At 71.6% G+C, this 25,326-nt stretch carries 23 protein-coding genes, 1 pseudogene and 1 riboswitch; of the genes and pseudogenes, 14 read left to right on the top strand and 10 right to left on the bottom strand.

Annotation, left to right across the window (positions count from 1 at the left end):
• The first annotated feature begins 46 nt into the window (after nt 1-46).
• Nucleotides 47-1,033: a carbohydrate-binding protein gene (locus KUM39_RS10105; RefSeq protein ID WP_217785123.1), complete on the top strand. Its 987-nt coding sequence runs from the start codon at nt 47-49 to the stop codon at nt 1,031-1,033.
• Here the strand turns inward: KUM39_RS10105 and KUM39_RS10100 are convergent.
• The 3 genes from KUM39_RS10100 to KUM39_RS10090 all read right to left on the bottom strand — a co-directional run bounded on the left by KUM39_RS10100 (nt 1,015) and on the right by KUM39_RS10090 (nt 4,273).
• Nucleotides 1,015-1,965, bottom strand: coding sequence for a 1-phosphofructokinase family hexose kinase (locus tag KUM39_RS10100; protein ID WP_217785122.1), 951 nt, complete (start codon nt 1,963-1,965; stop codon nt 1,015-1,017). The genes KUM39_RS10105 and KUM39_RS10100 overlap by 19 nt on opposite strands.
• Before the next feature lie 170 nt (nt 1,966-2,135).
• Nucleotides 2,136-3,305: an N-acetylglucosamine-6-phosphate deacetylase gene (gene nagA / locus KUM39_RS10095; RefSeq protein WP_217785121.1), complete on the bottom strand. Its 1,170-nt coding sequence runs from the start codon at nt 3,303-3,305 to the stop codon at nt 2,136-2,138.
• Nucleotides 3,305-4,273, bottom strand: coding sequence for an ROK family protein (locus KUM39_RS10090; RefSeq protein ID WP_217785120.1), 969 nt, complete (start codon nt 4,271-4,273; stop codon nt 3,305-3,307). Before KUM39_RS10090 ends, nagA begins: the two co-directional genes overlap by 1 nt.
• A gap of 131 nt (nt 4,274-4,404) precedes the next feature.
• Between KUM39_RS10090 and KUM39_RS10085 the strand changes: the two genes are divergently transcribed.
• The 3 genes from KUM39_RS10085 to otsB are packed head-to-tail and all read left to right on the top strand — an operon-like array spanning nt 4,405 to nt 6,815.
• Nucleotides 4,405-5,634: an extracellular solute-binding protein gene (locus KUM39_RS10085; RefSeq protein WP_217785152.1), complete on the top strand. Its 1,230-nt coding sequence runs from the start codon at nt 4,405-4,407 to the stop codon at nt 5,632-5,634.
• A 32-nt stretch (nt 5,635-5,666) separates the two neighbouring features.
• A complete protein-coding gene (locus KUM39_RS10080; protein ID WP_217785119.1) occupies nt 5,667-5,891 on the top strand; it encodes a DUF3263 domain-containing protein in 225 nt (74 codons plus the stop codon).
• Nucleotides 5,892-5,948: 57 nt separating this feature from the next.
• A complete protein-coding gene (gene otsB, locus KUM39_RS10075) occupies nt 5,949-6,815 on the top strand; it encodes a trehalose-phosphatase (protein WP_217785118.1) in 867 nt (288 codons plus the stop codon).
• Between the two features lie 12 nt (nt 6,816-6,827).
• Here the strand turns inward: otsB and KUM39_RS10070 are convergent, their stop codons facing one another.
• Nucleotides 6,828-8,246 (bottom strand): alpha,alpha-trehalose-phosphate synthase (UDP-forming), encoded by a 1,419-nt coding sequence (locus tag KUM39_RS10070; RefSeq protein WP_217785117.1) that lies wholly within the window; start codon nt 8,244-8,246, stop codon nt 6,828-6,830.
• Nucleotides 8,247-8,365: 119 nt separating this feature from the next.
• Nucleotides 8,366-9,310 (bottom strand): glucosyl-3-phosphoglycerate synthase, encoded by a 945-nt coding sequence (locus tag KUM39_RS10065; RefSeq protein ID WP_217785116.1) that lies wholly within the window; start codon nt 9,308-9,310, stop codon nt 8,366-8,368.
• A 176-nt stretch (nt 9,311-9,486) separates the two neighbouring features.
• A riboswitch (SAM riboswitch) is annotated at nt 9,487-9,628 on the top strand.
• A gap of 18 nt (nt 9,629-9,646) precedes the next feature.
• On the opposite strand from KUM39_RS10065, the gene thrC reads away from it, so the two are divergent.
• The 5 genes from thrC to KUM39_RS10040 all read left to right on the top strand — a co-directional run bounded on the left by thrC (nt 9,647) and on the right by KUM39_RS10040 (nt 15,108).
• Nucleotides 9,647-10,939, top strand: a complete 1,293-nt coding sequence (gene thrC, locus KUM39_RS10060) for a threonine synthase (RefSeq protein WP_217785115.1) — start codon at nt 9,647-9,649, stop codon at nt 10,937-10,939.
• Nucleotides 10,936-11,211, top strand: a complete 276-nt coding sequence (locus KUM39_RS10055; protein WP_217785114.1) for a MoaD/ThiS family protein — start codon at nt 10,936-10,938, stop codon at nt 11,209-11,211. The genes thrC and KUM39_RS10055 overlap by 4 nt, the downstream gene beginning before the upstream one ends.
• A 425-nt stretch (nt 11,212-11,636) precedes the next feature.
• On the top strand, nt 11,637-11,840 hold the full coding sequence (locus tag KUM39_RS10050; RefSeq protein WP_121788175.1) for a cold-shock protein: 204 nt from the start codon (nt 11,637-11,639) through the stop codon (nt 11,838-11,840).
• 295 nt (nt 11,841-12,135) lie between these two features.
• Nucleotides 12,136-13,758: a chaperonin GroEL gene (groL, locus tag KUM39_RS10045; protein WP_217785113.1), complete on the top strand. Its 1,623-nt coding sequence runs from the start codon at nt 12,136-12,138 to the stop codon at nt 13,756-13,758.
• A gap of 222 nt (nt 13,759-13,980) precedes the next feature.
• The gene (locus KUM39_RS10040; protein WP_217785112.1) at nt 13,981-15,108 is read left to right on the top strand and encodes an NADH:flavin oxidoreductase; all 1,128 of its coding nucleotides are present in this window, start codon (nt 13,981-13,983) and stop codon (nt 15,106-15,108) included.
• Between the two features lie 122 nt (nt 15,109-15,230).
• Here the strand turns inward: KUM39_RS10040 and KUM39_RS10035 are convergent, their stop codons facing one another.
• From KUM39_RS10035 to KUM39_RS10020, 4 genes are all read right to left on the bottom strand, one after another.
• Entirely contained in the window at nt 15,231-15,800 is a 570-nt protein-coding gene (locus KUM39_RS10035) for a hypothetical protein (protein WP_217785111.1), read from the bottom strand.
• Between the two features lie 106 nt (nt 15,801-15,906).
• Nucleotides 15,907-17,484 carry a PTS transporter subunit EIIC gene (locus tag KUM39_RS10030; RefSeq protein WP_217785110.1) on the bottom strand — a complete coding sequence of 526 codons (1,578 nt, stop codon included), beginning with the start codon at nt 17,482-17,484 and terminating at the stop codon, nt 15,907-15,909.
• Complete coding sequence (gene murQ / locus KUM39_RS10025) at nt 17,435-18,364, bottom strand: N-acetylmuramic acid 6-phosphate etherase (protein ID WP_217785109.1); 930 nt, start codon at nt 18,362-18,364, stop codon at nt 17,435-17,437. Before murQ ends, KUM39_RS10030 begins: the two co-directional genes overlap by 50 nt.
• A 145-nt stretch (nt 18,365-18,509) precedes the next feature.
• On the bottom strand, nt 18,510-19,415 hold the full coding sequence (locus tag KUM39_RS10020) for a MurR/RpiR family transcriptional regulator (protein WP_217785108.1): 906 nt from the start codon (nt 19,413-19,415) through the stop codon (nt 18,510-18,512).
• A gap of 56 nt (nt 19,416-19,471) precedes the next feature.
• Between KUM39_RS10020 and KUM39_RS10015 the strand changes: the two genes are divergently transcribed.
• Nucleotides 19,472-19,846, top strand: a complete 375-nt coding sequence (locus tag KUM39_RS10015) for a DUF8819 family protein (protein WP_217785107.1) — start codon at nt 19,472-19,474, stop codon at nt 19,844-19,846.
• Between the two features lie 7 nt (nt 19,847-19,853).
• Entirely contained in the window at nt 19,854-20,129 is a 276-nt protein-coding gene (locus tag KUM39_RS10010) for a DUF4031 domain-containing protein (protein ID WP_217785106.1), read from the top strand.
• A gap of 99 nt (nt 20,130-20,228) precedes the next feature.
• Here the strand turns inward: KUM39_RS10010 and KUM39_RS10005 are convergent, their stop codons facing one another.
• Entirely contained in the window at nt 20,229-21,299 is a 1,071-nt protein-coding gene (locus tag KUM39_RS10005; RefSeq protein ID WP_217785105.1) for a GNAT family N-acetyltransferase, read from the bottom strand.
• 332 nt (nt 21,300-21,631) lie between these two features.
• Between KUM39_RS10005 and KUM39_RS10000 the strand changes: the two are divergent.
• The 3 genes and pseudogenes from KUM39_RS10000 (at nt 21,632) to KUM39_RS09990 (ending at nt 25,314) form a co-directional block, all read left to right on the top strand.
• Nucleotides 21,632-22,589, top strand: a pseudogene (locus tag KUM39_RS10000) (IS481 family transposase).
• An 890-nt stretch (nt 22,590-23,479) separates the two neighbouring features.
• Nucleotides 23,480-24,313, top strand: coding sequence for a hypothetical protein (locus KUM39_RS09995; protein ID WP_217785104.1), 834 nt, complete (start codon nt 23,480-23,482; stop codon nt 24,311-24,313).
• Between the two features lie 155 nt (nt 24,314-24,468).
• On the top strand, nt 24,469-25,314 hold the full coding sequence (locus tag KUM39_RS09990) for an MbnB/TglH/ChrH family RiPP precursor modification enzyme (RefSeq protein ID WP_217785103.1): 846 nt from the start codon (nt 24,469-24,471) through the stop codon (nt 25,312-25,314).
• The last annotated feature ends 12 nt before the right edge of the window (nt 25,315-25,326 follow it).

Genomic DNA, 25,326 nt, shown 5'->3' with positions numbered 1-25,326 from the left:
TTCGCACCCGTGACCCACCCGACGCACCTGTTGAGGAGACCTAGGGATGACGCCCGGCGACAACGGCCCGAGCACGCCCGAGGACGAGGACCCGTTCGGCTATCTCTACGCCGACGGCCAGGCCAGAGGAGCCCAGCCCCCCTCCGGCGGCTACGGCTACCCGAACGCCGTCAACAGGGTCCGCGCGGTCGGTGAGCGCACGTACGGCGGGCAGCAGACGTACCCCCAGCAGGGCGGCCAGCCCCAGCAGGGCGGTTACGGGCAGCAGGGTGGTTACGGCCATCAGGGTGGTTACGGGCAGCAGCCGCAGCCCGGTCCCCAGCAGGGCGGCCACCACCAGGCTTCCGAGACGCTGCCCGGCGGTGCCTCCGCGACCCGTACCCCCCAGCGGTCCGGCGGGAACGGCGGTCGTCGCGGCCCCAACACCAGGGGCCTGCTGATCGGCGCCGTCGCGGTCGTCGCGGCCGTGGTGATCGGGATCGGCGTCGCCATGCTCAACGGCGACTCGGACGACAACAAGTCCGGTGACCAGGCGGGGGCGAGCCCGACCGCTTCGCAGAGCCCGAACCCCAGCCGGACAACCGGCAAGCCCGCGGACGCCGCCCTCCCGAGGACCGACGCGGCCGACTCCTCCGTGCAGCTCGCGGGCGGCGCCGCCCCGGCCACGGACGTCAAGGGCGCGAAGTCGGCGGACGGCAAGTACGTCGGCGGCCTGAACCAGGTCGGCGCCTCGGTGACCTGGACGATGGACGTGCCCGAGGCGGGCCCGTACACCCTGCTCGCCACCTACGACAACCCCGGCGACGCGCAGTCCATGACGCTCACCGTCAACGGCCAGGACTCCGGGCGGAAGTTCAACCTGGACAACTTCAGCCACGCGGACAAGCCCGAGCAGGCGTGGACGGAGACGTACGCCTACCTCAGCCTGAACAAGGGCGCCAACACCTTCTCGCTGTCCTGCCAGCCGGGCGACAAGTGCGAGGTCCTGCTGGACCAGTTCCGTCTGAAGAAGGGTCACGTGGGCCGGGGCTGACGGCCCGGGTCGGACGCCTCCGCCGTGACCGCGACCCGCTCCCGCACCTCCTCGTAGACCCCCCGGTCGAACTCCCCCGCCACCGGGGACCGGACGGTCGCCGCCGCGAGGGCGGTGGCGTGGGAGAGGGTTTCGGGCCAGGGGAGACGTTTCTCCAGTGCGGAGAGGAGACCGGCCACGGCGGAGTCGCCCGCGCCGGTGGGGTTGCCGCGCAGCCGGGCCGGGGGGAGGGCGCGCCAGCGGCCCTCCGGGGTGGCGGCGAGCAGTCCTCCGGCGCCGAGCGAGGCGACGACCGCGCGGGCGCCCCGGCGGCGGGCGTCCTCGGTGGCCCGTACGGAGTCGTGCGAGCCGGTCAGCTCGGCCAGTTCCGCCGCGTTCGGTTTGATCAGGTCGGGCCGTGCGGCCACCCCGCGCCGCAGCGGTTCCCCGCTCGTGTCCAGCAGCACCGGCACCCCGTGGGCGCGGGCGGTGCGGACCAGGCCCGCGTAGGCCCCGACCGGTACGCCCGGCGGGAGGCTGCCGCACAGGGCGACCGCCGTGACCCCGGGCAGCAGTGCCGCGTAGGCGTCGAGGAAGGCGGCCCACTCGGCGGGGGATATGTGCGGGCCGGGCTCGTTCAGCTGGGTGGTGTCACCGGTCCGGCCGTCCACCACGGCGACCGTGCGCCGGGTCGCCCCGGCCACCCCGACCAGCGCTTCCGTCACCCCCGGCACCGCGGCGAGCCGGTCCCGCAGCACCTGCCCGGTGCCGCCGCCCGCTAGCCCGGTGACCGTGACTTCGTGACCGAGCGCGGCCAGCACCCGCGCCACGTTCACCCCCTTGCCGCCGGGCCGCTCCGCCACCTCCGAGACCCGGTGCGCGGCGTGCGGACGCAGGGCCGCCACCCGGTACGTGATGTCGAGAGCGGTGTTCGGCGTGACCGTGAGAATCACCCGGGTGACCTCCGTCGAAGTCGGCTTCCCCGGTTGCCGGGACGGCCCCGATCATGCCAAACGGACGGTGACCGGCCCAGCGCGAGGGTCGGTCACCGTCCGTCAACAGGGTTGCCCATCAGGTCGGTTCGGTACGGGTGCGCACCATCCGGACCAAGGGGCCCAGTCGCTCATACCGGCACACCGGACAGCTCCGGCTCCACCACCCACGCGCCCTGCCGCAGCACGCCCTTCACCGCGAACTCCCCGTCCAGCAGCACCAGATCCGCGTCCTTGCCCGGTTCGATCGAGCCCGTACGGTCCGAAAGGCCCAGCAGCCGGGCCGGGTTGGTGGACAACGCTGTCACCGCGTCCGTGACCGCCAGCCCGTCCACCGTCACCGCGCGCCGGAACGCCCGGTCCAGGGTGAGCGTCGAACCCGCGATGGAACCGCCCTCCGCCAGCCGGGCCACGCCCTCGCTGACCTCGACCTCCAGCGGACCGAGCAGATACCGCCCGTCCCCCGCCCCGGCCGCGTCCATCGCGTCGGTGATGAACGCCACCCGCCCCGCGCCCGCGTGCCGGAACGCGAACTCCAGCGCGGCCGGGTGCAGATGGACCCCGTCGTTGATCAGCTCGACGGTGACCCGCTCGTCCTGGAGCAGGGCCGCGACCGGACCGGGGGAGCGGTGCCCGAGCGGGGGCATCGCGTTGAACAGGTGGGTGGCGACCGTGGCGCCCGCGTCGATGGCGTCCACCGTCTGCTCGTAACTCGCGTCCGTGTGCCCTACGGCCGCGATCACCCCGTGCTCGGCGAGCAGCCGTACCGAGTCCAGGCCGCCCGGCAGTTCGGTGGCGAGGGTGACCATGCGGGCCCGGCCGCGCGCCGCGTCGATCAGCCTGCGCACCTCGGCCGGGTCCGGGTCGCGCAGCAGCGACTCGGCGTGCGCCCCCTTGCGGCACGGGGAGATGAACGGCCCCTCGAAGTGGACGCCCGCGATCTCGCCCTGTTCGGCCAGCTCGCTCAGCAGCCCGGCCTGCCGGACCAGTACGTCCAGCCGGTCGGTGACCGTGGAGGCGACCAGGGTCGTGGTGCCGTGCAGCCGGTGGGTGCGGACGGCGGTCAGCACGTCCTCGGCGCTCCCGCCGAACGAGGCCCCGCCGCCGCCGTGGCTGTGCAGGTCCACGAAGCCGGGGACCAGCCAGTGGCCGGAGACGTCCAGTGTGTGCGCGTCGGCCGGGACGGGCGCCGCCGGGTCCGTCGCCGTGATCCGGGTGCCCTCGACGGTCACCCGTCCGTCGTCCGTCACCCCGGCGGGCAGCACCACCCGTGCGCCGGTGAGAACCAAGCTGGGAGCCATCAGGCGGTTACCTCCGAGGGGTCGGTGGAGTCGAGGAGATCGCGGGCGAGCAGTCCGGCGCCGAGGCACCCGGCGGTGTCGCCGAGGGCGGCGGGGACGATGGCGGGCGTCCGCTGGAAGGTCACCCGCCGCCGGACCGCGTCCCGCAGCGGCTGGAACAACACTTCCCCCGCCTCGGCCAGGCCGCCACCGATGATCAGGGTGCGCGGGTCCAGCAGGGTGAGCGCGGTGACCAGCCCGTCCGCGAGCGCGTCCACCGCGCCCCGCCACACCTCAGCCGCCGCCGGATCGCCCGCCGCGACCGCCCGCGCGCAGTCCGCCGCGTCCGCCGCCGGGTCGCCGCAGGCCGCCGCCCAGGCCGTGCCGACGGCCGCCGCCGAGGCGTACCGCTCCAGACAGCCGCGCTGCCCGCACGGGCAGTCCGCGCCGCCGGGCCGTACGACGATGTGCCCGATCTCCCCGGCCGAGCCGTGCGCGCCCGCCTCCACCCGGCCGTCCACGCCGATGGCGCCCGCGATGCCGGTGCCCAGCGCGACGAACAGGAAGCGGTCCGCGCCCCGGCCCGCGCCGATCCGGCCCTCCGCGAGCCCGCCGGTGCGTACGTCGTGCCCGAGCGCGGCGGGCACCCCGAGCCGCTCCGTGAGCAGGTCCCGCAGCGGCAGGTCGCGCCAGCCCAGGTTGGCGGAGAACACCGCGATGCCGCGCGCCTCGTCCACGATGCCGGGCACCGCGACCCCGGCCGCGTCCGCCGGCCGTCCGCAGTGCTCGACGCCGTACGCGCGCAGGTCGGCGGCGAAGCCGAGGATCTCCTCGGCCACCGCGTCCGGGCCGCGCTCGCGGCCGGTCGCCCGGCGGGCACGGTGCAGCAGCGCGCCGTCGTCCCCGACGAGGGCGGCCTTCATCCCGGTACCGCCCACGTCCAGGGCGATGACATGTCTCACGGGGGACAGTGTGGCCCCCCGACCCATGAGAGGTCTAGTCCACTCACGTGGTGTAGACCTGATGTGTCCACGATAAAACAACGGTCAGACAGCGGGTTGGGATCTTGACGGTACGTCGGCGCACGGCAGGAACGATCGCGGTGGTGTCCGCACTGGGCATGACGGCGACCCTCGGCGGCTGCGGGAGCACCGGCTCCTCCGACACCACTCTCAGACTCGTCGCCGCCGACTACGGCGACTCCGCCGCCCACAGCTCCGCCCACTACTGGAAGCGGCTCGCGGACGCCTACCACGCGCGCCACCCCGACGTGACGGTGGATGTCAGCGTCTACTCCTGGAACGACGTGGACCGCGAGGTCCGGCGGATGGTCGCCGCCGGGCACGCCCCCGACCTCGCGCAGATCGGCTCCTACGCCGACTACGCCGCCGCCGGGAAGCTCTACGAGGTCTCCGACCTGCTCTCCATCCGCACCCAGGCCGACTTCGTCGCCCAGCTCGCCGACGCGGGCCGCTGGAAGTACGCGCAGTACGGCATCCCCTTCGCCGCCTCCACCCGCGTCCTCTTCTACAACAAGACCCTCTTCGCGGACGCCGGGCTCACCCCGCCCGCCGACTGGAGCCAGCTCGCCTCCGACGCGGCCGTGCTCAAGAGCCGGGGCGTGAAGTTCCCGTACGCGCTGCCGCTCGGGCCCGAGGAGGCGCAGGCCGAGACCATGCAGTGGATGCTCAGCGGCGGCGGCAACGGCTACACCGACGACATCGGCACGTACACCATCGACTCCCCGCAGAACGTCAACACCTTCGACTGGCTCCGGGACGACCTCGTCGGCAAGGGCCTCACCGGGCCGGTCGCGCCCGGCCGTCTGGACCGGGCCGACGCGTTCTCCGCGTTCGCGGACGGCCAGGTCGGCATGCTCGACGGGCACCCCGCGCTGATGCGGCAGGCCGCCGCCAAGGGCGTGAAGTTCGGCACCGTCCCCGCCCCCGGCCGCACCGGGCGGGCCAAGGCCGCGATGGGCGTCACCGACTGGATGACGGGCTTCAGGCAGAACGGGCACGCCGCGCAGATCGGCGGCTTCCTCGACTTCGTCTACGACCGGAAGAACGTCCTCGACTTCTCCCGCGCGTACGGCATGCTCCCCGTCACCTCCTCCGCCTCCCAGGCCATGACCGACTCGCCCACGGCCGCCGACCGGCAGCTCCGGCCCTTCCTCGACCAGCTCTCCGACTCCCGTACGTACCCGGTCGGCAAGACCTCCTGGGCCTCGGTCAGCGCCGACGTCAAGAAGGACATCGGGCAGGCCGTCGCCCCCGGCGGCAGCCCCGCGACCGTCCTCGGCCGCCTCCAGGCGACGGCGGCGGCCGACGACAGCGCCGACCAGGGCTGAGCGGTCGGGCAGCCGGGTCTACGGTGTCCCGTATGGAACTGGGCAGCACCGAACGGGCCGTACTCGCGCTGGAGCAGCGGGGTTTCCCCGGCCCCGGCGCCAAGGAACGCGCCATCCGCGAGGAACTCGGCCTCTCCCCGGTGCGCTACTACCAGCTCCTCAACGCCCTCCTCGACGACGAACGCGCGCTGCGGGCCGACCCGGTCACCGTGAACCGGCTGCGGCGGGTGCGGGCCGCGCGCCGCGGGGAGCGGTGAGGCGGATCGCCGGGGCACCGAGGAGTGGGCCGGGGCCCGCGCGGATACTGTCGCCGTATGGGCACCCACACCACGGACGCTTCCCGCACCCCGGAACCCCTGCCTGAACCGGTCACCCGTGCCGGGCGCGAGGGGCTGAGCGCCCTGCTCGACGCGCCGCGCACCGCGCTGATCGGCCTCGACTTCGACGGCACCCTCGCGCCGATCGTCGCCGACCCCGAGCAGGCCCGCGCCCACCCCGGCGCCGTCCCCGCGCTCGCCGCGCTCGCCCCGCGCGTCGCCTCCGTCGCCGTGATCACCGGCCGCCCGGCCGGGGTCGCCGTACGGCACGGCGGGTTCGCCGGAGTGCCCGGCCTGGACCACCTCGTCGTCCTCGGCCACTACGGCGCCGAGCGCTGGGAGGCCGCCACCGGCGAGGTCGTCGCCCCGCCGCCCCACCCCGGCGTCGCCGCCGTACGCGCCGAACTCCCCGGCGTCCTGGACCGGGCCGGAGCCTGGCACGGCACCTGGACCGAGGAGAAGGGCCGCGCGGTAGCCGTCCACACCCGCCGGGCCGCCGACCCGGAAGCCGCCTTCGAGGCACTCCGCGAGCCGCTGGCCGCCCTGGCGGCACGCCACGGCCTGATCGTCGAACCCGGCCGCCTCGTCCTCGAACTCCGCCCGCCCGGCATGGACAAGGGCGTCGCCCTGCGCGACCACGTCCACGCCACCGGCGCCCGCGCCCTCCTCTACGCGGGCGACGACCTCGGCGACCTCCCCGCCTTCACCGCCATCGACCGGCTCCGCGAGGAGGGCGTCCCCGGCCTCCTGGTCTGCAGCGGCAGCACCGAGGTCACGGAACTGGCGAAGCGCGCGGACGTGGTCGTGGACGGCCCGGCGGGAGTGGTGGCGCTGCTGAACTCGCTGGCGGCGGCACTTCCGTGACCGGGGCCCGGCTCACCCCCGCAGCTCCTCCAGCTGGTCCAGGAACCAGCGGGCCGGAGGCAGCGCCGTGGCCGCGGCGGCGAGCCGCTTCGTGCGCTCGGCCCGCTCCTCCGGCGGAACACCCAACGCCGCGTGCAGGGCATCGGCCGTGCCGACGATGTCGTACGGGTTGACCGGAACCGCGTCCTCGGACAACTCCTCGTACGCGCCCGCCTCGCGGGAGAGCACGAGGACGCACCCCTCGTCGGAGACCACGGGAACCTCCTTGGCGACGAGGTTCATGCCGTCGCGGATGGGGTTGACGAGGGCGACGTCGGCGAGCCGGTAGGCGGCCAGGGAGCGGGCGAAGTCGTCCTTGACGTGGAGGACCACCGGAGTCCAGCCCGGCGTGCCGAACGCGGAGTTGATCTCGTCGGCCACCCGCTGGACCTCGGCCGTGTAGTCCCGGTAGACGGCGAGGTCCTGCCGGGACGGGTAGGCGAAGGCCACGTGGACGACCTTCTCCCGCCACTCGGGACGCTCGGCCAGCAGGTGCCGGTAGGCCAGCAGCCCGCGCACGATGTTCTTGGACAGCTCGGTGCGGTCCACCCGGACCACGGTGCGGCGCCCCGCGCCGATCTCCTCGCGGAGCGCCACCATCCTCTCGTCCACGTCGGCCCGGTGCGCCCGCTCGCGCAGGAAGTCCGCGTCGGCGCCGAGCCCGTGCACCCCGACCCGCGTACCGGACGGGATGCCGGGGCCGAGGACGGCGTGGCAGCAGGCGGTGAAGGCGTCGGCCCAGCGCCGGGTGAGGAAGGCGGCCCGGTCCGCGCCGAGGATGCCGGTGAGCAGCTCGGCGGCGATGTCGTCGGGGAGCAGCCGGAAGTACTCCGGCGGGGCCCACGGGGTGTGCGAGAAGTGCCCGATGCGCAGGTCGGGGCGGAGACGGCGGAGCATCCGGGGCGCGAGGGCGAGGTGGTAGTCCTGGATCAGCACGGCCGCGCCCTCGGCGGCCTCCTCGGCCAGCGCCTCGGCGAACGCCCGGTTGTACGCTTCGTACGCCGCCCACTTCCGGCGGAACTCCGCGTCGAAGACCGGCTCCAGCGGGGTCTGGTACAGCATGTGGTGCACGAACCACAGCACCGAGTTGGCGATCCCGTTGTACGCGTCGGCGTGCGTGGCCGCGTCGATGTCGAGCATCCGCACCCGCTGCCCGCCGGTGTCCGCCTCGGGCAGCAGCCCGCCGCCCGCCCGCGCGACCGCCTCCCGGTCGCCGTCCCCGAGCGCGGCGCACACCCACACCGCGTCGGTGTCCGGCCCGATGGCCGACAGCCCCGAGACCAGCCCCCCGCCGCCCCGCTTCGAGGACAGCGCGCCGTCCTCGCCTACCTCGTACGAAACCGGGCCGCGATTCGACGCGACGAGCACCTCAGCGCCTTGGGTGGAAGCCATACGCCTCAACGTAGCCAGCCCCCGAACGGCTCAAACGTACGCCGCGACCTGGACCGGTGCCGTATACGAGCCCGCCCGGAGCCCGCACGGGCCCGTCCCGTGCGCCTCACGCGCCCCCCTTACGCCACCCTGCGCGCCGCGTACTCCGCGATCTCCGCCATCGGCGGGCGCTCCTCGGTGTCCACCGGGTAGGTGCGCGGCTCGAAGCCGTCCGCGCCGCGCTCGAACTGGGTGAGGGAGGGCCGGACCGGATGGCCGCGGGCCAGCCGGAGCTGGGCGGTGCGGTAGATCGCCGCCGCCATCCGGCCGAGCGCCTGCCCGTCCTGGTGCCGGTGCCTGCGCACCCCGACGTCCACCTGGGCCAGCGCGTCCAGACCGGCCAGTTGCAGCGCGTCCACCAGCACGCCCAGCTCGACGCCGTACCCGACCGGGAACGGGAGCCGCTCCAGCAGGGAGCGGCGGGCCGCGTACTCGCCGCCCAGCGGCTGGACGAACCCGGCGAGCCGGGGCCAGTGCATGTTCAGCAGCGGGCGCGCCATCAGCTCGGTCACCCGGCCGCCCTGACCGGGCGCGGTGCCCAGCGGGCGGTCGTACATCGCCTTGACGAGCTGCACGTCCGGGTCGGTGAGCAGCGGGCCGACGATGCCGAGGACGAAGTCGGAGGAGAACGCGCGCAGGTCGGCATCGACGAAGCAGACGATGTCCCCGCCGGTCGCCAGCAGCGACCGCCACAGCACCTCGCCCTTGCCGGGCACGGCGGGCAGCCGGGGCAGCACGTCGTCCCGGCGCACCACCCGCGCGCCCGCCGCAGCGGCCCGTTCGGCGGTCCGGTCGGTGGACCCGGAGTCCATCACCACCAGCTCGTCCACCAGCGGCGCCCGGTCCACGAGGTCGTGCCGGATCACCGAGACGATCTCCCCGACGGTCGCCTCCTCGTTCAGCGCGGGCAGCACGACGGAGACCGTACGGCCGGTGCGTTGCTTGGCCGCCAGCACCTGATCGAGCGGGCGGTCGGCCACCGACCAGGAACGGGCGGTGAGCCAGCGCTCGACTTCTTCCAGCACGGTCGGCGGCTCCTCGGCTGTCGGGTCCCGGGCCGCTGACGCGGGTCCCGGCGGACGGGCGGGGCCGTCTCGCGGTTCGGACTACTGTCTCAATTGTTCCTGCTGTCGGTTACAGTCTTGAACAACGCCGGTGGCCGCCGTATGTCGGGGTCGCGGGCGTACTCACAACCACATACCGCTCATCCAGAGGGGCAGAGGGAAACGGCCCGATGAAGCCCCGGCAACCCTCCAGCCGGTCTCGTTCTCGAAGCGAGGCTCCCGGCTAGGGAAGGTGCCAAATCCGTCTCGCGGTGAGATGCGCCGCGAGGAAGATGAGGAGAAAGGGCCTCGCCTGTCATGGCTGCGCAGACTTCCGCACCCGCCACCGCTTCCCCCGCCTCCCCCGTGGACCTCGGCCCCGCCGCCGCCCTCAGCTGCCGCGAATGCGGCCACCGCGTGCCCCTCGGCCCGGTCTTCGCCTGCGAGGAGTGTTTCGGTCCCCTGGAGGTCGCCTACGACTTCTCCGGCTGGAGCGCCGACGAGCTGCGCAAGCGCATCGAGTCCGGCCCGGCGAACATCTGGCGCTACGCCCCGCTGCTGCCCGTCCCCGCCGACGTGGCCGACAAGCCGAACATCAACCCCGGCTGGACCCAGCTCGTCCGGGCCGACAACCTCGCCCGCGAACTCGGCGTCACCGGCGGCCTGTACGTCAAGGACGACTCCGGCAACCCCACGCACTCCTTCAAGGACCGTGTCGTCGCCCAGGCCCTGGAGGCCGCCCGCGCCTTCGGCTTCACCACCCTGTCCTGCTCCTCCACGGGGAACCTGGCCGGTGCCGTCGGCGCCGCCGCCGCCCGCGCGGGCTTCCGCTCCTGCGTGTTCATCCCGCACGACCTGGAACAGGGCAAGGTCGTCATGGCCGCCGTCTACGGCGGCGAGCTGATCGGCATCGAGGGCAACTACGACGACGTGAACCGCTTCTGCTCCGAGCTGATCGGCGACCCGGCCGGGGAGGGCTGGGGCTTCGTCAACGTCAACCTCCGCCCGTACTACGCGGAGGGCTCCAAGACCCTGGCGTACGAGATCTGCGAGCAGCTCGGCTGGCGGCTGCCCGACCAGCTCGTGGTGCCCATCGCCTCCGGCTCCCAGCTCACCAAGATCGACAAGGGGCTGAAGGAGCTGATCGCGCTCGGACTCGTCGAGGACAAGCCGTACCGGATCTTCGGCGCGCAGGCCGAGGGCTGCTCCCCGGTCTCCGCCGCGTTCAAGGCGGGGCACGACGTGGTCCGGCCGCAGAAGCCGGACACCATCGCCAAGTCCCTCGCCATCGGCAACCCCGCCGACGGGCCGTACGTCCTGGACATCGCCCGGCGCACCGGCGGCGCCGTGGAGGACGTCACCGACCCGCAGATCGTGGACGCCATCAAGCTGCTCGCCCGTACCGAGGGCATCTTCGCGGAGACGGCGGGCGGTGTGACCGTCGGCGTCACCCGCAAGCTGATCGAGAACGGGCTGCTCGACCCCACGCTGACCACCGTCGTGCTCAACACCGGCGACGGACTGAAGACCCTCGACGCGGTGGCCGGGACCGGTCTGACCGCCACCATCCGCCCGACCCTGGACTCCTTCCGAGAGGCTGGCCTCGCATGAGCGTGACCGTTCGCATCCCCACCATCCTGCGCACCTACACGGGCGGGCGGGCGGAGGTCGCCGCCGAGGGCGCCACGCTGGGCCAGGTCATCGAGGACCTGGAGAAGAACCACACCGGAATCGCCGCCCGCGTCCTGGACGACCAGGGAAAACTGCGCCGGTTCGTGAATGTCTACGTGAATGACGACGACGTGCGTTTCGAGGGCGGCCTCGACACCGCCACCCCCGACGGCGCCGGTATCTCCATCATTCCGGCGGTCGCGGGCGGCTGATCACCGCGCACCCCGCCCTCCCCGTTCGGCCATTGCCCTCTCCGCCCCACAAGCGGAGGGGGCAATTCCGTGGGATTGAACGCGGTAGAGTCGGGGAACGCGCCTCCGGCCATTGTCGCCGGGGCCCGAATTTCTCCGCCGCGAGCCGACAAGAAGTAGCCAAAGTGGGTGCGGTTTTCGCGGCATTCACGGGTTTTGTGGAGCCCGAATTGACCTGGATTCAACCGAATTCATGGCACATTCCGGATCGCGTGCGTCCAGATTTCTCGTCCGATTGACCTGTTGCAGAGGGCAGTTGGACAGATACATTCAGCCGCGGTCGATCGACGCGTTCCGGCGCACACCCCCAACCCATAGGGGGCGGGATTCGACCCGAGTCCGCGAAGTGCGGTCTCGTGCAAGGGCCAGTAATAGGGGAGTTGGTCATGGCTCAGGGCACCGTCAAGTGGTTCAACGCGGAGAAGGGCTACGGCTTCATCGCGGTAGACGGTGGTGCGGACGTGTTCGTCCACTACAGCGCGATCCAGATGGACGGGTACCGCACCCTGGAAGAGGGCCAGCGGGTCGAATTCGAGATCTCGCAGGGTCAGAAGGGTCCGCAGGCCGACATGGTCCGGCTCGGCGCCTAAACGATCTTCACGCGAGGGGTCCGCACCCGACGGGGTGCGGGCCCCTCGACGTGTGTCCGGACGGTCCCGCGCGGGGCGGGGGGCGCGCGCCCGCTTCGCGGGCGAGCCTTGCACTCTCGTAGGCCGAGTGCTAATCATTGCGTTAGCACTCTGAAGGTGAGAGTGACAACGCAGGACCGGGTCGGTGAGGCCCGGCGGCCGGGTGGGATAAGGAACCACGAGGCCGGCGAGCCGTCCGTCGCGGGCGCGGGCGCGGTCCGAAGAATCACCCCCAGTCCTGGAGGGACCACTTCACATGGCCAAGATCATCGCGTTCGACGAGGAGGCGCGGCGCGGCCTCGAGCGCGGCATGAACCAGCTCGCGGACGCCGTCAAGGTGACGCTCGGCCCCAAGGGCCGCAACGTCGTCCTCGAGAAGAAGTGGGGCGCCCCCACGATCACCAACGATGGTGTCTCCATCGCCAAGGAGATCGAGCTCGAGGACCCGTACGAGAAGATCGGCGCCGAGCTGGTCAAGGAAGTCGCCAAGAAGACGGACGACGTCGCGGGCGACGGTACGACCACCGCCACCGTGCTGGCCCAGGCCCTGGTCCGCGAGGGCCTGCGCAACGTGGCCGCCGGTGCCAACCCGATGGCTCTGAAGCGCGGTATCGAGAAGGCCGTCGAGGCCGTCTCCGCCGCCCTGCTGGAGCAGGCGAAGGACGTCGAGACCAAGGAGCAGATCGCCTCCACCGCGTCCATCTCCGCCGCCGACACCCAGATCGGCGAGCTCATCGCCGAGGCGATGGACAAGGTCGGCAAGGAAGGCGTCATCACCGTCGAGGAGAGCAACACCTTCGGTCTGGAGCTTGAGCTCACCGAGGGCATGCGCTTCGACAAGGGCTACATCTCGGCCTACTTCGCGACCGACATGGAGCGCATGGAGTCCTCGCTCGAGGACCCGTACATCCTCATCGCGAACTCCAAGATCTCCTCGGTCAAGGACCTGCTCCCGCTGCTGGAGAAGGTCATGCAGTCGGGCAAGCCGCTGCTGATCATCGCCGAGGACGTGGAGGGCGAGGCCCTCTCGACGCTGGTCGTCAACAAGATCCGCGGCACCTTCAAGTCCGTCGCCGTCAAGGCTCCGGGCTTCGGTGACCGCCGCAAGGCCATGCTCGGCGACATCGCCATCCTCACGGGCGGCGAGGTCATCTCCGAGGAGGTCGGCCTCAAGCTGGAGAACGCGACCCTGGACCTCCTGGGCCGCGCCCGCAAGGTCGTCATCACCAAGGACGAGACCACCATCGTCGATGGCGCCGGTTCCTCGGACCAGGTCAACGGCCGCGTGAACCAGATCCGCGCCGAGATCGAGAACAGCGACTCGGACTACGACCGCGAGAAGCTGCAGGAGCGCCTGGCGAAGCTTGCCGGTGGCGTCGCGGTCATCAAGGCCGGTGCCGCCACCGAGGTGGAGCTCAAGGAGCGCAAGCACCGCATCGAGGACGCCGTGCGCAACGCCAAGGCGGCCGTCGAGGAGGGCATCGTCGCCGGTGGCGGCGTCGCGCTGCTCCAGGCCGGTCAGGTCTTCGAGAAGCTGGAGCTGGAAGGTGACGAGGCGACCGGCGCGCAGGCCGTGAAGCTCGCGCTGGAGGCCCCGCTGAAGCAGATCGCCGTCAACGCCGGTCTCGAGGGCGGTGTCGTGGTGGAGAAGGTGCGCAACCTGACCCCCGGCCACGGCCTGAACGCCGCGACGGGCGAGTACGTCGATCTGGTCGCCGAGGGCATCATCGACCCGGCGAAGGTGACCCGTTCCGCGCTGCAGAACGCCGCCTCCATCGCCGCGCTGTTCCTCACCACCGAGGCCGTCATCGCCGACAAGCCGGAGAAGGCCGCCGCGGCCGCTCCGGGCGGCATGCCGGGCGGTGACATGGACTTCTGATCCGGCCGGATCGGAACACGTCCTACGTACCGAGGGCGGTACTCCCCGCAGACGCGGGGGGTACCGCCCTCGGGCGTGTCCGGGGACGGGTCGGGGACGGCCGGGCGTGTCCGGGGTCACGGGAATGCGGCGCACCCGGCGCAAGTTGTTTCAGGTGGTGCAACATTGTGCTGTACACATACCTACCGGTTTGCTCGATTTCCCCGTACGAGGAGTACCCACGTGAGCGACACGACGTCTTCCGCGTCCCGCGCGTCCCAGATCCTGTCCCGCCCGGTCACCCTGGGCGGACTGACCGTCCCCAACCGGATCGTCATGGCGCCGATGACCCGGATGTTCTCGCCGGGCGGCATCCCCGGCGAGGACGTCGTCTCCTACTACTCCCGCCGGGCCGCCGCCGGTGTCGGCCTCATCGTCACCGAGGGCACCTACGTCGGCCACGACTCGGCCGGGAGCAGCAACCGCGTCCCGCGCTTCCACGGCGAGGAGCAGCTCGCGGGCTGGGCGAAGGTCGCCGAGGGCGTGCACGCGGCGGGCGGCACCATCGTCCCGCAGCTCTGGCACATCGGCATGGTCCGCGAGCAGGGCCAGGGGCCGTTCACCGAGGCCCCCGCCGTCGGCCCGTCCGGGCTGCGGCTCGGCGCCGACCAGGCCACCGGCCGGGCGATGGACCAGGTGGACCTGGACGCCGTCATCGGCGCGTTCGCGCAGGCCGCCGCCGACGCCGAGCGCATCGGCTTCGACGGGGTCGAGCTGCACGGCGCCCACGGCTACCTGCTCGACCAGTTCCTGTGGTCCGGCACCAACCGCCGTACCGACGCCTACGGCGGCGACCCGGTCGCGCGCACCCGCTTCGCCGCCGAGATCGTCGCCGCCGTTCGCGCGGCCGTCTCCCCGGACTTCCCGGTGATCTTCCGCTACTCCCAGTGGAAGCAGCAGGCGTACGACGCGCGGCTCGCGGAGACCCCGGAGGAGCTGGAGGCGATTCTCGCCCCGCTCACCGCCGCCGGTGTCGATGTCTTCCACGCCTCCACCCGCCGCTACTGGCTGCCCGAGTTCGACGGCTCCGACCTCAACCTCGCGGGCTGGACCAAGAAGATCACCGGCAAGCCGGTCATCACCGTGGGCTCGGTCGGCCTGGACGGCGAGTTCCTCAGCGCGTTCGCCGGTCAGGGCTCGTCGCTGCGCGGCCTGGACGACCTGCTCGACCGCATGGAGGCCGAGGAGTTCGACATGGTCGCCGTCGGCCGTGCGCTGCTCCAGGACCCCCAGTGGGCGGCCAAGGTGCTCGCCGGGCGCTTCGACGAGCTGACGGCGTACAACGCGGAGTCGCTGAAGACGCTGAGCTGACCGTGCCGCGGTCGATCGCCGTGGTTGATCGCCGTGGTTGATCGCCGTCAGGGGCCGACTCCCTTTCCTCGGAAGGGAGTCGGCCCCTGACGCTGCCCCGGCCGGTGTGCTGTGCCGTCGGTTCAGAGGTTGCCGAGCGGTTCGACGTCCGTCTGGACGGGGGTGCCCCAGACGCGCAGCACCTCGTAGTCGGTGAACTCGTGCACCAGGCGGTACGCCATCGCGGGGCGGGAGCCGCGCCGCTGCGCCGCGAGGTACGCCTCGGCCTCCTGCCGGTCCCGGCGGGGGGTGCCGCACAGCTGCCATTCCCTGCCGTTCCACGCCTCCGGCAGCCAGCGCTGCTGCGGCTGGGGGCGGTCGGCGCGGACGCCGTAGCGGGAGGGGGCGGTCTGCGCGGGGTGCGCGGGGGTCTGCCGTCCGCCGTACTCCGACCGGCGGTGCGCGCGCCGTCGCGTCTCGCACAGCAGGCACAGGTCCGGGGCGCTCTCGTCCACCGGGCCCTGCGGGTGCTCCGCGCAGCGGGTCGCCGGTTTTCCGCCGGTCACCGCCTCGTCCAGCAGGTCCAGCGCGCGGCGCAGGTCGGCGCGGACCTCGTGCAGGCGGGTGTCCGGGGTGTCCGTGCTGAGCGACTCCCCCTGCTCCCCGAGCACCCTCAGCGCCCTGCCCAGCGTCGTGAGCTGCGCGTGATTCATAACCCTCCGGTCCTTCCGGCACCCCTTCAGCGGGGTCCCGCCTACGACGGTACTTGTTCGGCCGGCGGCCCGGCCCACCGCGACGGCGTCACGCCGTGCCCGCGCGTCACGCCGTGCCCGTTCCCGTCGCGGTCCCCGTCTCCGGGCGCCGGACGGGTGCCGTACCCCGGAAGCCGAACAGATAGGTCGCCGCGAAGCCGACCGCGTACCCCGTCAGGAGACCGCCCCCGTAGACGGCGGCCGTCAGACCGAGGCCCCGGTTGCCGGCCAGGAGGGGGAACAGGGCCCAGCCGGAGGGGCCGATGGCGGTGGCGCCGACCTTGTCGCCGAGCATGGCGAAGAAGCCGACGAAGGCGCCGCCCGCCGCGCCGCCCGCGCAGGCGGTCATGAAGGGGCGGCCGAGGGGGAGGGAGACGCCGTAGATCAGGGGTTCGCCGACGCCGAGGAGTCCGGCGGGGAGGGCGGAACGGATCGTGGTGCGCAGGGAGACGTCGTGGCGGAGCCGGACGTAGACCGCGAGGGCCGCGCCGACCTGCCCGGCGCCCGCCATCGCCAGCAGGGGGAGCAGGACGGTGTAGCCCTGCTGCTCGATGAGGGTGGCGTGGATCGGGATGAGCGCCTGGTGCAGCCCGAGCATCACCAGCGGCAGGAACAGCCCGCCGAGGATCAGCCCGGCGAAGGCACCGGTGGTGGCGAGCAGCCAGTCCGCCGCCGTACCGATCGCGGAGGCGACGACCCCGGCCGCGTACATCAGGCCGTACAGCGTGGCGAGGCCGGAGACGAGGACGGTCACGGTCGGGGTGAGGAGGACGTCCAGCGCGCCGGGGACCCTGCCCCGGCACCAGCGTTCCACCCGCGTGGCGAGCAGCGCGGCGGCGAGCGCGCCGAGCACCCCGCCCTGGCCGGGTACGAGGTGGGTCCCGGCGACGGTCACCTTCGCCACGCCCGGATAAACGACCACGGCCGCGACCGCCCCGCCCAGCACGGGCGTACCGCCGAACTCCTTCGCCGCGTTGACGCCCACGAACACCGCGATCAGCGCCATGAACGCCGACGCGACGGCGGACAGCGCGGGTGTCACACCGGGCAGCGCACCCGTGTTGACCAGCACCCCGTTCAGCCCGGCCAGCACCCCGCACCCGATCAGCGCGGGGATCAGCGGTACGAAGACGGCGGCCAGGCGGCGGAGGAACGCCTTCACCGGGGACAGCCGCCCCGGCCCCGGTCCCGCCTCCGCTCCCGCCCTCGTGTCGGCGTCCGTATCGGCGTCCTCGGCCGGAGTCGTCTTCGCAGCGGCCGGAGCCGACTTCGCAGCGGCCGGGGCAGCCGGAGCCGTCGGGGCTGCCGCCTCCGCCTGGTTCACCGCCTCCTCGAACGCGCGCGTCACCTCGTCCACCACCCCCGGTCCCAGGACGACCTGCCAGGACGGGCCGTCCGCCACCACCCCCAGGACGCCGGGCACGGCGCGTACTCCCGGCCCGTCCACCGCCGCCGGGTCGGCGACGGTGAGGCGGAGCCGGGTCAGGCAGTGGGTGACGGAGACGATGTTGGCGGGGCCGCCGGTGAGGGCGAGGAGCGCGGCGGCGGTGCTGTGGGGGGTGCTGGGGGTGTGGGGCACCTGCCGAGGGTGCGGGTCAGCCGGTCGCCTCGGCCAGCGCGGCACGCAGATGACCGCCGGACTCATCCAGAAGACGGGCGGCCGTAGGGCCGTCCACCCCGGCCAGCACCACCAGCACCGCGTTCTTCACCTCACCGCCGGTCGCGGTCAGCGCCCGCTCGATCTCCTCGTCCGGGGCGCCGGTGGCCAGCGCGATGATCCGCCGCGAGCGCGCCCGCAGCTTGTCGTTGGAGGCGCGCACGTCCACCATCAGGTTCCCGAACGTCTTGCCGAGCCGGATCATCGTGATCGTCGAGACCATGTTCAGCACCAGCTTCTGCGCGGTACCGGCCTTCAACCGGGTGGACCCGGTGAGCAGCTCCGGTCCGACGACCACCTCGATGCCGTGCTCGGCCGCCGCCGCGAGCGGACTGTCCGCGTTGCAGGACAGGCCCACGGTCAGCGCGCCCAGCGACCGGGCGTGCGTCACGGCCCCGACGGCGTACGGCGTACGCCCGGACGCGGAGATCCCGACCACCGTGTCGTCCGGGCCGAGGCCCAGCGCGTCCAGGTCCCGCCGGGCCAGCTCGGGGGAGTCCTCGGCGCCCTCCACGGAGGTGACCATCGCGGAGGGGCCGCCCGCGATCAGGCCGACGACGCGGGCGGGGTCGGTGTTGAAGGTGGGCGGGCACTCGGAGGCGTCCAGGACGCCCAGCCGTCCGGCGGTACCGGCCCCGGCGTAGACCAGCCGGCCGCCGCGGGCCATCCGGGCGGCGACGGCGTCGATGGCGGCGGCGATCTCCGGCAGCCGCGCGGCGACGGCGGCGGGCACGCCGGTGTCCTCGCCGTTCATCAGCCGGGCGATGTCGAGGGTCGGGAGCTGGTCGATCTCGGCGAGTTCGGGCCGGAACGCCTCGGTGGTGAGCGTGGCCAGTTCGCTCTGGAGGCGACGGGGGGTGGTGGTCATGGGGTACGGCTCTTTCCGTGCAGGTCGGGGAGGGACCGGGGCTGCTGGGGTCGGAGGTATGGGGTGGGGCGGGGGTGCGGGAGTGCGGGAGTGCGGGGGCGCGGGAGTGCGCGGCGCCCGCCCGCGTCGTCCCGGTCCCGTACCGCTACCGCTGCGCGCTGCGGTGCCGGTGCGCCAGTGCCTCGTACGACGCGGCGAGCGCGGGTGCCGCGCTCTCGTACGTGCGCTGGGCGACACCGACGAACAGGCAGTCCACGACGAGGAGTTGACTGGTACGGGAGGACATCGCGGCGGGCCGCAGTTCGGACTCGCGGGAGGTCGCGGTGGTGAGTACGTGGTCCGCGTACTGCGTCACGGCGGAGTTCGGGCGCCCGGTGATGGCGACGGTGGTGGCGCCCCGCTCGAACGCGGCCCGCAGCGGCTCGATGACGTCGCCGGTGGAGCCGGAGTGGGTGATGGCGATGGCCACGTCCCCGGAGCGGAGCTGCACCGCGTTGGTCACCGCGAGGTGCGGATCGCCGGGCGCGTGGGCTATGAGCCCTATCCGCAGCAGCTTCTGGGTGAGGTCCTGCGCGACCAGCCCGGACGCGCCGATGCCGTACACATCGGTCCGGCGGGCGCCCGCGAGCGCGGCCACGGCGGCGCCGAGCTGCGCGGTGTCCAGCCCGGCGGCGGTGTCCGCGAGGGTCTGCTGCTCCTCGTAGGCGAGCTTGGCGACCACGTCCGCGATCGGGTCGTCCACCGCTATGTCCGTGGTGATGGCGGGGGCGCGGCCGGACTGCTGCTGGGCGGCGAGTCCGGCGAGAGCGAGCCGGAGGTCCCGGTAGCCGGGGTAGCCGAGCAGGCGGGCGGTGCGGACCACGGTGGCCTCGCTGGTGCCGGTCAGTTCCGCCAGGCCGGTGACGGTGAGCGCGGCACACCCGGCCGGGTCGGCGGCCACCGCCTCCGCGACCCGCTGCATCGACCGGGTCATGGAGGGCGCGAGCGTACGCACCTTCGCGGCGAGGGAGCCACCGGGGCTGCCGAAACTTTCCTTCACGTTCTGGGTCACTCGTGAAAGATATTTTCGGTTCGGTGTCCCGGTCAAGAGTGCGCACAATGGGACGCATGGAGTCCATCGGCCCTCTCGAACAGGTACTGCACGCCGCCCGCGCGCTGGTCCTCGCGGACCTCGTCGCGGGCCGGGTCGCGGAGGCCGATGTCGTCTCACTGGTCGAGGAGTCCATCGCGCAGCGCAGATGGTGGGTCGAACAGTGGCCGGACGGCGCCGGTTACGTCACCGGCCTGGTCGCGCAGGACGTCCAGGACGCGCTCCTGGAGCGGTACGGCCGCTGGCCGCTCTGCCCGGTGTGCGGCGCGGGCGACCCGCACGCCCTGGAGGTCGAACCCGAACTGGGCCCCGACCCGCAGTGGGTGTGCTACCAGGCGGGCGTCCGGGTGGCCCCCGTCGGCGCCCTCGCGGACGCCACCGGCGGGGCGTGACCACCCCGTGGCCATCTACATCGACCCACCCACCTGGCCCGGTCACGGCCGCCTCTGGTCCCACCTCGTCAGCGACCTCTCCTACGACGAACTGCGTTCGTTCGCCGACGAGTTGGGCGTCCCCCGCCGCGCCTTCGAACGCGACCACTACGACCTTCCCGCGCAGCGCTACCCGGACGCGGTGGCCGCGGGGGCGGTCGAGGTCAGCAGCCGGGAAGTGGTCCGGCTGCTCAGGGAGTCGGGGTTGCGACAGCGGAAGAGGTGGGGTGGGGGCGGGGGTTGAGGCGGCGGGTGTTGGGGCGGCAGGTGTCTTCGGGGGCGGAGGGCCGGGGCGTGGGGCCGAGCCGGGGTTCGCCGGGGTGGAGGTGAACTCCCCTAAGCCTCACCGCAGTTCGAACGTCAACTCCTCGCCCGCGTCCCCGTCCTCCCCCACCCTCCGGAAACCCGCACGGGTGACGACCGCCTGGGAGGCGGTGTTGGCGAGGGCGACGGTGGCGACGACCGACCGTACGTCGTCGCGGGCCAGGGCCCACCCGGTGAGGGCGCGGACGGCCTCGGTGGCGTGGCCCGCGCCGCGTGCGCCCGGCACGAGGTCGTAGCCGATCTCGACGCGGCCCGCGTCGGGGGTGCCGTGGAAGCCGATGCCGCCGACGGCCTGTCCGGTGTCCCGGCGGACCAGGACGAAGATGCCGAACTCGGGCCGGTGGAGGCCGGATTCGTATGCCTTGACCAGGAAGGCGGACGCCTCGCGGGTGCCGTCGTGGGGGCTGCCGCCGGTCCAGTCGAAGCCGCCGGTGCCGCCGAGGGCGAGGTCGCGGGCGACGGCGGGGCGGACGCCGACGAGGTCGAGGCGGTCGGTGTGCAGGACGAGGTTGTTGCACCACTTCCAGGAGGTCACCGGGGCGCGGCCGGGGAGGTCGCCGCGTCCGGTCGCCCAGAGCAGGGTCGGCCAGGGCGCCGGGCCGGGCTGGACGTGCGGGAAGAGCCAGCCGAGCACGGCGTCGGCGAGGTCGCGCGGCGGCTCGTAGGAGATGCCGAGGCCCTCGGCCAAGTCGTGCGTGTGCAGCAGGACTTCGGCGATGCCCATCGCCGCGAAGCCCTTGCGGTCCGCGAGCCGGAACGGGTACGGGTGGAAGGCGCGGACCTCGGGCGGGGTGATGCGCACGGTGGTGGCGAGCAGGGTGCCGGTGGTCTCCAGCACCTCCAGCAGCCCCTCGTTGTCGGCATCGTCGTCCAGCACGATGTCGTACGGCACGTACCGGTCCTGCGGGCGCCCGGCGAGCTGCCCGGCGTAGGCGATCAGGTCGCTGGCGACGTGCTCGACCGTCTTGTGGCAACTCCACTCAAGGCGACCGGCCTTGACCCCTTTCCAGTCCTGGTCGAGCGCCGCCCGCAGCGCCTCCGTGCACCCGTGCACGGCGTCCATCACGTCGTCCCCGCTCATCGTCCGCATGCCAGGCACCCTAGGGGCTGTCCCGTAATCTCCGGTGGGTCGGCGCACGGCGTCAGATGCGGTGCATCGCAAAGCCGAGAGTCGTCCTCGCACTGGGCGTATTCGGGCGACCCCGACAACGCTGCGGGGTGCCGTAGCTGTCGTTGTGCGCCCGCCGGGGATTACGGGACAGCCCTTAACTGGCTGCGTGGATAGTGTCTTGTGCGGAGAGTGGCTCGTGCTCGATGGGGGTGCTCTAGCTGTTCTGTCCGGGGAGGTTGTGGACGGGTGAGCCAGGTCTCGGCTGAGGGATCTTGAACGGGTGAGGGCCTTCCGGTGCGGTGTGGATTGCGATGTCTACACCTGGCCGAAAGGCCCTCGTGCCCTACCGTAATGCACCCCTGACCGAGACCGGACGCCTGCGCCTGGCCCACTGCGTCGTCGAGGACGGCTGGCCTCTTCGCCGCGCCGCGGAACGATTCCAGGTCTCACCCACCACGGCCCGGCGGTGGGCCGACCGCTACCGGCACCTCGGCGAGGCCGGCATGAGCGACCGGTCCAGCCGCCCCCGCCACAGCCCGCGCCGCACCCCGACCCGCACCGAACGCCGGATCATCAAGGTCCGCGTCCTGCGCCGCTGGGGACCGGCCCGCATCGCCCACCTGGTGCACCTGGTGCCCTCGACGGTGCACCGCGTCCTGACCCGCTACAGACTGGCCCGCCTCACACACCTGGACCGGGCAACAGGCCGTGTCATACGCCGCTACGAACGCGACCGCCCCGGCGAACTCGTCCACGCGACATCAAGAAGCTCGGCAACATCCCCGACGGCGGCGGCCACAGAACCCTCGGCCGCAAGAACCGCTCGAACACCGGCTACAGCTACCTGCACACCGCCGTCGACGACCACTCCCGCCTGGCCTACAGCGAGATCCTCACCGACGAGAAGAAAGAGACCGTCACCGGCTTCTGGAAGCGGGCTCACGCCTTCTTCACCGAGTGCGGGATCACCGTCGAGCGGGTCCTGACCGACAACGGATCCTGCTACCGCTCTCGCGACTGGCGCGACCTGCTCACCGCGGCCCAGATCGCCCACAAGCGAACCCGGCCCTACCAGCCGCAGACCAACGGCAAGGTCGAACGCCTCAACCGCACCCTCCTCGACGAATGGGCCCCTACCGCACCGAGACCGAACGACGCGCAGCGTTCCCCACCTGGCTGCACACCTACAATCACCACCGCGGACACACCGCACTCAAAGGCCAACCACCCGCCAGCCGCGTCCCCAACCTCACAGGGCAAGACACCTAGCCCAGTGTTGAATGTCGTCTCTGGCGGTTGAGCAGCTCGATCTGCATCGAGGACCAGAACGACTCCCTCATCGCGTTGTCCAGGCCGTCCCCGACGGTGCCGAACGACGGTAGGAGGCCGGCGGAGCGGATCGGTTTCCCGCCGGCACAGAGCGAGGCGAGACGGATCGGCGAAGTGGTACGTCAGGCACGCTTGTTGGACTGATGATCCCAGAAGGAAGTAGTCGCCCAACCGGGACACCACCATGTGGGGGTGGGCCGTCTGGGGAGTGGCCGCGGCACCTCGGACGTCCGCATGCTGCGCGGAGCCGCGCGGGTAACGGCCGTCACACCTGATAGCGCCTGAGGTGGTCGGGAGTAAGGAGTTATGCACATTCTGTGGCACCTCGGCAGGATTTGCGTGCCGCCTGCAACGGTCCTGGTGCCGACTCCAAATCGGCTGCCAGGCGGACTGACTTCGCGGCCACCGGCACTGCGAATCCCGCCTTTGAAGTGATTCGGGTTTTTTAATTACGAATATATCGATGACCGGAGAAATCGGACATGCCCCTGATGTGTGCAACCTGATCGGCCAAAGAGACGGCAAAGAGTCACCCAAGATCACTTTGCTTTATTGCGGAAGTGTTGCTCGGCTGTTTAGCGTGCCAATGACTGTTCGAAAGTTGTGGCGCACACAGGCCAGGCGTTCGTTCCGGATCAGAGCGGCTTAGAAAATCTTCTCGCTGAAGCCTGGGGAACTGGCTGTGGTACGTGACAGCGGACTTTTGCAGGACTATTGCCGCGTTGGTTGCGGGCCAGCATGCCCTTTCCATCCTGCAGGGAGGGCGTGGTGACACTCCATTGAATGCCAGTTCATGTGAACGGCTTGAGGTCGGTGAGAAGGGGGAATTTGTGACTCTGCAGGATCTGCACAGCGTGCTCTTCAAGATCTATCTGAACCCCGGGTACCGGCTGGCCCACCAAATGGATCCGGGGTCCTTCGTCGACCACATGCAACTCAGCGGCGAGCAGGCCGAACTGGTGCGCAATCTGTCTCCTGCCGAGGCGGCAGAGTTCGCCCACGGACTCAGGTCAAAAAAGGCACTCTCCCTAAATGCTCACATGCCCACCACCTGCCGGTGGCTCGAAGAGCGATCACCTCATATCCTTCGCGATTTCCACGATGTCAGCATGGTCAGCCGGCGAGCACAGTGGGGGGCGACGGCCACGCAACTCGTCGAGTACCTTCGCGAGTGCCGTGAATTTTATGAAGGAGTGCCGCAGGCGCTGCCCGACCTCGCACGGCTGGAGTATTTGCTGATGTCGGCCAGGAGGGAGCAGGAGCGGAGGGAGAAGAAGGAGCCGGCTTCGGCATCGTCCCCGCCGTCTTTCTCGTGGAACTCCCTGTATTGGAAGGCCGCACACACGTCCGTCGAGAGTTTCACGGTGGATGCGCTTTCCGTCCTTCTGGGGAAGAAGGGTATGACCGACGAAGGTGAGCCCACCTACGTCGTGATCGCTCCCGCAACGTCAGGGCGTATGCCCATGGTCCTCCGGGTCACGGAGCCCGCCTATCGCATTCTGAGCGCGATGACGGAGCCTGTCAGCGCGCGGCGGCTGCACGAGCACGCGCGTGAACACGGACTCAGCGTGTCCGAAGAGGCGCTGCAGGCCCTGCTCACCAGGCTTGCCTGCACCGGAGCCGTCGGCTCGTACCACGTGGGGACGGCAGATGTCGGGGCATGACCAACTGCCCGGTTCGGATCTCGTCGTGGCCGACCATTCACGGGAGCTGGAAAGCCTGCGACCGCGCGCCCTAGACGGCTGCGACGCCTGCCGAGCCTGCGCACTGTGGAATCTCAAACCCAAGCTGTACGTCGATCTGACCGGAGGGTGATGCAGTGGCCGCAAGAGACGCTATCGACCTCGGGTTCGCGCCTACGTACGGGGCGGGTCTTGGGTATCGGAAGGAACTCATCGAGGAGTTCGCCCAGCGCAGGCAGGAACTCGATGTTGTGGAGATACTCGCGGATCAGTGGCTCGGCGACCCGGGTTATCACGGACTGCGCGGAGTGGCACATGAGTTCCCCACCGTGGTACATGGTGTCGGAATGTCAGTGGCCGGCGCCGGCCGCATATCCGGCGACTATCTCGCTGAGCTACGCAGGATCACGGAGATCTGTGCCGCGCCGTTCTACAGCGAGCATCTTGCGATGACACACGTTCCGGGAATGGACTCGGGGCACCTGTGCCCTCCCGTCATCAGCGAGGAGAGCCTGCGGACATGCATCAGAAACGTGGACCAGGCCCAGGATGCGCTCGGTGTCCCGCTCGCTCTCGAGAACATCACGTACTCGTTCTCGCTCGGCGGTGACCATCTTGCGGCTGCTTCCTTCTTCACCGAACTTGTGACCGCCACCGGGTGCCTCATCCTGCTCGACGTGTGCAACCTCTACATAAACTCCCGCAACCACTCATTCGATCCCCTGGGTTACCTGGATGCACTTCCCGTGGACCGGGTCGTGCAGGTCCATTTGGCTGGTGGCGTAGTGGCGTCAACGGGCCAGTACATCGACAGCCACTCCGAGTCGATCGGCGACGGGATATGGCAGCTGGCGGCCGAAACCGCAAAACGCTGCCGACCCAGTGCAGTCATCGTGGAGCGCGACCAGAACTTCCCTGACATGGACGCCCTCGTCAAGGAAGTCGCTACGAGTCGTGACATCTACTTCCCGGAGGGCTGTTGAAAAGCAAACAGA

Source organism: Streptomyces corallincola, from assembly GCF_019104725.1.
Taxonomy (GTDB): Bacteria; Actinomycetota; Actinomycetes; order Streptomycetales; family Streptomycetaceae; genus Streptomyces; species Streptomyces corallincola.
This window is presented reverse-complemented; position numbering and strand designations above follow the sequence as displayed.